8 protein-coding genes are annotated in these 7,686 nt (G+C 37.4%); all 8 read left to right on the top strand.

What is annotated here, in order from left to right:
* Positions 1-404: glycosyl hydrolase family 18 protein (locus tag ACQR30_RS17190; RefSeq protein WP_429737016.1), on the top strand; the 404-nt coding region annotated here is incomplete at its 5' end.
* Between the two features lie 235 nt (positions 405-639).
* On the top strand, positions 640-1,497 hold the full coding sequence (locus ACQR30_RS17195) for a DUF3658 domain-containing protein (RefSeq protein ID WP_429737017.1): 858 nt from the start codon (positions 640-642) through the stop codon (positions 1,495-1,497).
* An 82-nt stretch (positions 1,498-1,579) separates the two neighbouring features.
* Positions 1,580-4,090 carry a DNA gyrase/topoisomerase IV subunit A gene (locus ACQR30_RS17200; RefSeq protein ID WP_429737018.1) on the top strand — a complete coding sequence of 837 codons (2,511 nt, stop codon included), beginning with the start codon at positions 1,580-1,582 and terminating at the stop codon, positions 4,088-4,090.
* A 140-nt stretch (positions 4,091-4,230) separates the two neighbouring features.
* On the top strand, positions 4,231-5,049 hold the full coding sequence (locus tag ACQR30_RS17205) for an OmpA family protein (protein ID WP_429737019.1): 819 nt from the start codon (positions 4,231-4,233) through the stop codon (positions 5,047-5,049).
* 210 nt (positions 5,050-5,259) lie between these two features.
* Positions 5,260-5,616: a 30S ribosomal protein S6 gene (gene rpsF, locus ACQR30_RS17210; RefSeq protein ID WP_429737020.1), complete on the top strand. Its 357-nt coding sequence runs from the start codon at positions 5,260-5,262 to the stop codon at positions 5,614-5,616.
* A 2-nt stretch (positions 5,617-5,618) separates the two neighbouring features.
* On the top strand, positions 5,619-5,885 hold the full coding sequence (gene rpsR / locus ACQR30_RS17215; RefSeq protein ID WP_429737021.1) for a 30S ribosomal protein S18: 267 nt from the start codon (positions 5,619-5,621) through the stop codon (positions 5,883-5,885).
* Between the two features lie 90 nt (positions 5,886-5,975).
* Positions 5,976-6,422 carry a 50S ribosomal protein L9 gene (gene rplI / locus ACQR30_RS17220; RefSeq protein ID WP_429737022.1) on the top strand — a complete coding sequence of 149 codons (447 nt, stop codon included), beginning with the start codon at positions 5,976-5,978 and terminating at the stop codon, positions 6,420-6,422.
* 162 nt (positions 6,423-6,584) lie between these two features.
* Positions 6,585-7,686: carboxypeptidase-like regulatory domain-containing protein (locus ACQR30_RS17225; protein ID WP_429737023.1), on the top strand; the 1,102-nt coding region annotated here is incomplete at its 3' end.

Genomic DNA, 7,686 nt, shown 5'->3' on the forward strand with positions numbered 1-7,686 from the left:
AGCAGGCTGATAGAACCATAAAGGCTTTTGCATCTGCAGGAGTTCCATACAAGAAAATGGTGATGGGTGTGGCTTTTTACGGCCATTCATATATTATTAAAGGAAGTGCAAATTTTAATGGTTTAGGTGATAGCATTGTGAGGCGTGGTAGGGGCTATGGTTACAGCTTTATTAAGGATAGTTTGATTGGTTATCATTATTATCGTGATCGTCATGCAAAAGCTGCATATTGGTACAATCCTGTTAAAAAGGAATTTATTACGGCAGATGATAACTGGTCCGTAAAGAAGAAATGTCAATATGTATTGCATCACAAAATGGCAGGCGTTATGTTTTGGGAGTATGTTTCGGACTCTAAAGAATATTTATTGGACGAAATAGATAGAGTATTACCCATGGATTAGGCGTGTTTTCAACTTTTTTTCTTCTGTCATAGTGACGCTTTTTAAGCCATGCAAACAGGCGAAAAACGGCCGCTAATTCCTTATTGCCGGCTTCATAATATATCTTGTAGTAATATTGCTCACTTAATTTAAGTAAAAAAACCTTAAACTTGCATCGTTTTTGGTCATAAGACCGAAGCGGGAAGTAGGAAGACCGAGCTTTATTATTCATCGTTAATTATTCGTCATTTAATAAATGTTACACATCGTATTTGAGCCCTCGGCGGCAGAAGTTTTGGAACAAAGTTTTGTATTAGACGAGACCTTGCAAGGAGAAATTCTGGTAATTGAAGATGACTATGCTGTAGGGCCATTGCAAAATATTTCGGATGCAGATGGGTGGCAAGCAAGAAAATCATGGTGGGAAAAAGTTCTGGAACATTCGCCTTATATAGGGCAATTAGCCGTTGTAGATGACAAGCTAAAGGTGCATCAACTTAAAAAGAAGTTGGAAGAGGATCTTGAATTGCAAGCTTGGATCTGGATAGGCCAAAATCAACATGATGTTTGTGGCTATTACTGGCTAATGATACAGTTGGCAAAATTCCAGGGGCGTTTGCAGATTTTGTATTTGAATAATTTGCCCTTTATCAACGAAAAAGGAGGTATATTTTATCCCACTAATTTATACGAGATTCGGCCCAGTGAATTTTTAAAAGCCAAACGACTGGCCCGAGAGATTACCTTATCAGAATTTGAGCTGGATCCCGATGAATGGAAAAAACTTTGCAACGAAAACGCAATTGTGCGTACTTTGGAAGGAGGGAAAAAAATTATTTCTCAACCTGAGACGTTCTATGACAAAGAGATATTAACTATATTGGGTAAATCCTCAATGAAACTGCACCGATTATTAGGCAATCTTTTGACCAAAATGAGAATCAAAACGGGGGATGCCTTTTTAGTTTGGAGGATAAAAGAGATGATTGCTCAAAATCAAATTCTGATACAAGGCAGTTGGGAAAAAGGGTGGAAAGATATTACATTGAAAGCGACAGGAGGAGAATTGTTTGTGGAGGTGGATACCACAGTGATGGATGACGAAACAGATTGATCAATTATAAATTCTGGTCTTCTGACTTTTTAACTGCGAAACAAATAACTGACAATACAAAATAGACAACGGACAACATAAAATGGCCAAAGAAACAAAAAGAGAATTAGACTTAACAATTGAAACAGGCGTTCAAGGACAGTACAAAAATTGGTTCCTTGATTATGCCTCTTATGTGATATTAGAGCGAGCTGTTCCTGCAGTGGAAGATGGTTTAAAGCCCGTGCAACGACGTATTTTGCACGCGATGAAAGAAATGGACGACGGTCGTTTCAATAAGGTAGCGAATATTATCGGGCAGTCCATGCAATATCACCCACATGGAGATGCAAGTATTGGGGATGCCTTGGTAAATATGGGACAGAAAGATTTATTGATAGAAACACAGGGTAACTGGGGTGATGTGCGCACAGGCGACGACGCTGCGGCTGCAAGATATATTGAAGCACGCTTATCTAAATTGGCCTTGGAGATCGCTTTTAACCATAAAACTACCGAATGGCAAATGAGCTACGACGGTCGGAAAAACGAGCCCGTGACCCTACCCATGAAATTTCCTTTATTGTTGGCTCAAGGTGCTGAAGGTATTGCCGTGGGACTATCAACAAAAATATTGCCGCATAACTTTCTGGAATTATGTGATGCCTCCATCAAGCATTTAAAAGACAAAAAATTTGAAATCTATCCGGATTTTCAAACAGGAGGTATGGTCGATATTTCTAACTATAATCAAGGCAAACGCGGCGGCAAAGTAAAAGTTCGTGCGGAGATTGAAGAAGTGGACAAGAAGACTTTAGTGATTAAAAATGTACCTTATAGTGTTACTACCTCCTCCTTAGTGGATAGCATTGTAAAAGCCAATGACAATGGTAAAATAAAGATTAAAAAAGTCACCGATGGAACAGCCAAAGATGTGGCCATTTTTATAGAGTTGGCCCCAGGGATTTCACCTGATATTACTATTGATGCGTTGTATGCTTTTACTGACTGCGAAATTAGTATCTCTCCTAATGCCTGCGTAATTGTTGACAATAAGCCTCGTTTTATAAGCGTTACGGAATTGTTGCAATTATCTACAGATAAAACGAAAGGATTACTACAGCGGGAGTTGGAAATTAAGTTGCAGGAGCTCGAAACCAAGTGGCATTATACTTCTCTGGAAAAGATCTTTTTTGAAGAAAAAATTTACAAGGAACTAGAAGAAAAGTATAAAACATGGGATGATGTAATAGTCGCTATTGACAAAGCTTTTACGCCTTTTAAAAAGAGATTGAAAAGAGAAATTGAACGGGAAGACATTATAAAGTTGACTGAAAAACCTGTTCGCCGTATCTATCGTTTAGATATTAATGAACTAAATGAGCAGATAAAAAATATCGAAGAAGAAATTAATCAAGTGCAGTTCGATTTAGACCATTTGACTGACTTTGCGGTGACCTATTTTGAAAATTTGAAGAAGAAATATGGCAAAGGTCGCGGGCGTAAAACAGAAATAAAACTCTTTGATACTATTTCTGCGAAGCAAGTGGTGATTGCCAATACGAAGTTGTACGTTAATTACAGTGAAGGCTTTATTGGTACGAGTTTAAAAAAGGACGAGCTATTGTGTGAATGTTCTGACTTAGACGACATTATTTGCTTTACAAAAGCCGGTATAATGAAAGTCGTAAAAGTTGCCGATAAAGTTTTTATAGGTAAAGATATTTTACACGCAGAAGTCTTTCTGAAAAATGATGAGCGCACTACCTATAATATGATGTATCTGGATGGCGATTCAGGCGTAAGCTATGCAAAGCGTTTTAACGTTACAGGCGTCACGCGTGATAAAGAATACAATCTTACCAAAGGAACAGAAAAAAGTAAAGTGTATTATTTCTCTGCTAATCCGAACGGCGAAGCCGAGATAGTGAGGATTTTACTGAGCCCTAATTGTAATGCACGCAATAAAGAATTAGATTTTGATTTTAGTACTTTGGAGATAAAAGGCCGTGGCAGCAATGGTAATCAGGTGGTGAAATACCCGGTTCGGTCGGTAAAACTGAAAGAAAAAGGCAAATCTACTTTAGAGGGTAGAAAACTTTGGTTTGATGACAAATTTGGGAGGTTAAACACGGAAGAAAAAGGACAGTTTTTAGGTACTTTCGAGAATGAAAATCTCTTAATTATATTTAATGATGGCAGTTATGAGATTACTGATACCGAATTACTACAGCGTTTTGATATAGATAAAATAGTTTTAATCGAACAGTTCAACCCTGAAAAAATTCTGAGTGCTGTTTATTTAGATAATGAAAAGCAGCAGTTTAATGTGAAGCGTTTTAAAATAGAGACATCCACTTTACACAGCAGATTCTATTTTATAAAAGAAGCTGAAGGAAATAGGGTAGAAGCGGTAACCTCAGACGAATCACCCATATTGCATGTGCATACGGGGCGTGGTTCTTCGGTTAGGAGTGTGAAATTTAAAATAGCCAACTTAGTAGAAGTGATGGGCTGGAAAGCTATTGGCGCTAAGTTGATGGACTTTAGCAAAACCGTTGAGATGCAATGGGCACCAAAACAAAATGCTGAGCAACCTAGCTTGTTTGAATAAGATTTATGACTATTTTACAGCATGCAAAGTGGAAATAAATATAAAAACGGCTTTATATTTGATATTAAATAAGGTGTAGGCGGTTGTGCCGAAATAAAACGACACACATATTAGATATTTTAAAACATAAACAGACAGTTATGAAGAAATTGTTTTTAGTGATTACTGGTTTTGCGCTCATAGCGTCTTTAGGTAGCTGCGTCGCAAAAAGAAAGCTTATAGATTCGCAGTTGCAAGCGCGCCAATTGCAAGGAGACAGCGCTATGTTGGCCAACCGGGTGAGTAATCTGCAAGATCAGTTGTCAGATTTGAACAGTAAAAATAGCAACCTTAAAAATGATATTGATAATTTAAACGGTCAGGTAGCTTCTTTATCGCACAACAATAGCAGTAAACAAGGCCAACTGGAGATGAGTCAAAAGGCATTAAAAGACCAACAAGCCAAGCTACAGCATTTGCAGGATTTATTAGATGCACAAAAACAGAAATCGAATGAGTTAAGACAAAAGATGGCGGACGCTTTGGCTGGATTTAATTCCAACGAACTGACTGTAACGCAAAAAAATGGTAAGGTATACGTAAGTATGCAGGAAAGCTTACTTTTCCCGTCAGGAAGTGCCGTGGTTAGTAAAAAAGGTATAGATGCTCTTGCTAAACTGGCAGCCGTTCTCAATACAAATCCAGATATACAAATTGATGTGGAAGGCCATACGGATTCTATTCCCATTCGGGGCAGGTTTCAGGATAATTGGGAGTTGAGTACAGCACGAGCTAATTCTATTGTGCGCATTTTGATTGACAGATATAGAGTAAGCCCGCTCAATCTTATTGCTTCCGGTCATAGTCAGTACGATCCGGTAGACACAAATGCTACCCCTGAAGGCAGAGCCAAAAACCGACGTACGGATATTATTCTTTCCCCGAAATTGGATGAGTTATATAAAATCATTAATAATTAATAATGATAATAGAAAAGGCGTTTTTCCATAAGTAAGTAAGGGTGACGAATTTTTTGACAAAACAGGATGTATCCTAAATAGATAGGTGCCTCCTGTTTTCGTTTGAAGAGGTAATAAGATAAATGGGTAAAATGCATTTTGTCATTCCAATAAATTACTGTACTTTTGCACCCTTAAATAATTTTTTAACAAAAATCTAAATTCAGGGTAATGAACAATTACGAATTGATGGTGATTTTGACTCCAGTGCTTTCTGAAGAAGACTTTAAAGCTGCTCAGAAAAAGTACACCGACTTCGTTATAGAAAATGGTGGATCTATTACGCACAGTAACCCATGGGGATTAAAATCGCTGGCGTATCCTATTCAGAAAAAAACCACAGCAATTTACTGGGTTTTGGAATACAGTGCGCCATCCGACTTCAATGAGAAGCTAAAAGTACAATTTTTACGTGATGACCAAATTTTGCGTCACATGATCACTGTTCTCGACAAATACGCCGTTGAGTACAATGCAAAAAAGAGAAGAGGCGTACCAACTGGAAACGAAAAAGCAGTAGAAGCATAACCATGGCAAAAGCAAACGAAATAAAATATCTTACTGCCATTAAGCAGGAGAAAACGAAAAAGAAATTCTGCCGTTTCAAAAAATACGGTATTCACTACATTGATTACAAAGATGTTGAGTTTCTGAAAAAGTTCATCAATGAGCAAGGTAAAATCTTACCTCGCCGCCTGAGTGGCAACAGCTTAAAATATCAGCGCAAAGTGTCTGATGCTATTAAAAAAGCACGTCAAATGTGTTTGTTACCTTATGTAACAGATTTATTGAAATAGAATCATTTAGTAACCATTCCCCTAACTCCTTCTCTAAAAGGAAGACAGTTCTCTAAGAACTGGGTTATCAGGAACTAAACAAAAAATAAAATGCAGGTAATATTAACTAAATATGTAGACAATTTGGGCGCCATTAATGAGTTGGTGACTGTGAAAAACGGTTATGCTCGCAATTATTTAATTCCCCAAAAGTTTGCTATTGAAGCAAGTCATTCTAATCTTAAACAATTAGAAGAAAAACTAAAAGTAAAAGCTAAGAAAGAAGCTGCTATGTTGGCTGAAATCAACAAAGTAACTGAGGTGTTGAAATCATCTCCGGTAAAACTGACTGCTAAAACAGGTACTTCAGGTAAGATCTTTGGTAGCGTTACTTCTTTGCAAATAGCTCGTGCTATTCGCGAACAAAAAGGCTATGATATCGACCGCAAGCATATTGCAATTGTGGAAGATGTTAAAGAATTAGGTACTTATAAAGCAACTATTGATTTTGGCAATGGCACCATTACTGAAATTGATTTTGAAGTAGTAGCAGAATAAATTTAGTTTTAAAAACTAAGTAGGCCCACACAATTTTTGTGTGGGTTTTTTTTTAATAATTTCCTTATCTCGATACAACAATTTCCCAATTGCGCTAATGGAATATTTTTCCGTGATTGACATTTGCACTCTTAAAAACAATTATTTTTCAAATTATCAATCATGACTAGAAAACTATTAATATTATTTTTATTATCTATTATTTATATAAACAGCTTTGCAAAGGATAATGATGAACTGGACAGGGGCTCTATTAGTGGATATGTAAAAACTTCTGACAACAAATCGGCGGAAAGTGTAACGATAAAAGTTATAGGTACCAATAAATACACGTTAACTGACGAAGATGGAAGATTTTCTATTCACGGATTACAACCGGGTAATTACACGCTTGAGGTTTCGCTCGTTGGTTATAAACCCATAAATAAGGCGGTAAAGGTTAGTGCGAAAACGACAACACAGCTAGAAATTAAAATGGATGTTTCTGAAAAGCAATTAGCTGATGTTACAGTGAATTCGACGTCCAATAAATTTACCAAAAACAAAAGTGATGATGTGGCTAAGATGCCATTGAAAAACCTGGAAAACCCACAGGTTTATTCAACGCTTACGCACCAATTAATGATCGATCAAATGGTATATTCATTAGATGATGCTATCAAAAATGCTCCCGGTATTCAAACAATGTGGTCGGCCACCGGGCGCGGCGGTGATGGAGGTGCTTATTATAGTTCTCGTGGATTTGTTATGCAAAGCCAATTGCGGGATGGTATCGCAGGCAATGTCACAAACAGAATAGATGCAGTGGATATTGATAGGGTCGAAGTCATCAAAGGCCCATCAGCAACGCTCTTTGGAAGCGCTTTGACTTCTTACGGCGGACTTATTAATCGCATTACAAAAAAACCATATGATCATTTTGGAGGGGAGTTAAGTTACGCGGGTGGTAGTTACGCTTTCAATCGTGTAAGTGCTGATATTAATACGCCCTTAGATTCTGCAAAAAAAATATTATTGCGTGTCAACGCCGCCTATCAACACAATGGAAGTTTTCAGGATAATGGTTTCAACAAATCAGTAATAATTGCACCAACTATTTCTTATAAAGCAAGTGAACGTCTAGACTTTTTGTTCAACGCTGAATTGTATAATGGCGAAGGGACCGGCAGCCCGTTTATCTTCTTCTATTATCCCGTTTCTGAATTAGGTGCGGATAGAGCAGATAAGTTAGGTATCGACTATAAACGTTCTTATTTTGGCAATG

The organism is Arachidicoccus sp., assembly GCF_050436765.1.
In the GTDB taxonomy this organism is placed as follows: Bacteria; Bacteroidota; Bacteroidia; order Chitinophagales; family Chitinophagaceae; genus Arachidicoccus.

Bases quoted from the DNA above. Each gene is read 5' to 3' on its own strand.
- ACQR30_RS17200 (WP_429737018.1), top strand. From the start codon at position 1,580: ATGGCCAAAGAAACAAAAAGAGAATTAGACTTAACAATTGAAACAGGC.
- rpsF (WP_429737020.1), top strand. From the start codon at position 5,260: ATGAACAATTACGAATTGATGGTGATTTTGACTCCAGTGCTTTCTGAA.
- rplI (WP_429737022.1), top strand. From the start codon at position 5,976: ATGCAGGTAATATTAACTAAATATGTAGACAATTTGGGCGCCATTAAT.
- ACQR30_RS17195 (WP_429737017.1), top strand. From the start codon at position 640: ATGTTACACATCGTATTTGAGCCCTCGGCGGCAGAAGTTTTGGAACAA.
- ACQR30_RS17205 (WP_429737019.1), top strand. From the start codon at position 4,231: ATGAAGAAATTGTTTTTAGTGATTACTGGTTTTGCGCTCATAGCGTCT.
- rpsR (WP_429737021.1), top strand. From the start codon at position 5,619: ATGGCAAAAGCAAACGAAATAAAATATCTTACTGCCATTAAGCAGGAG.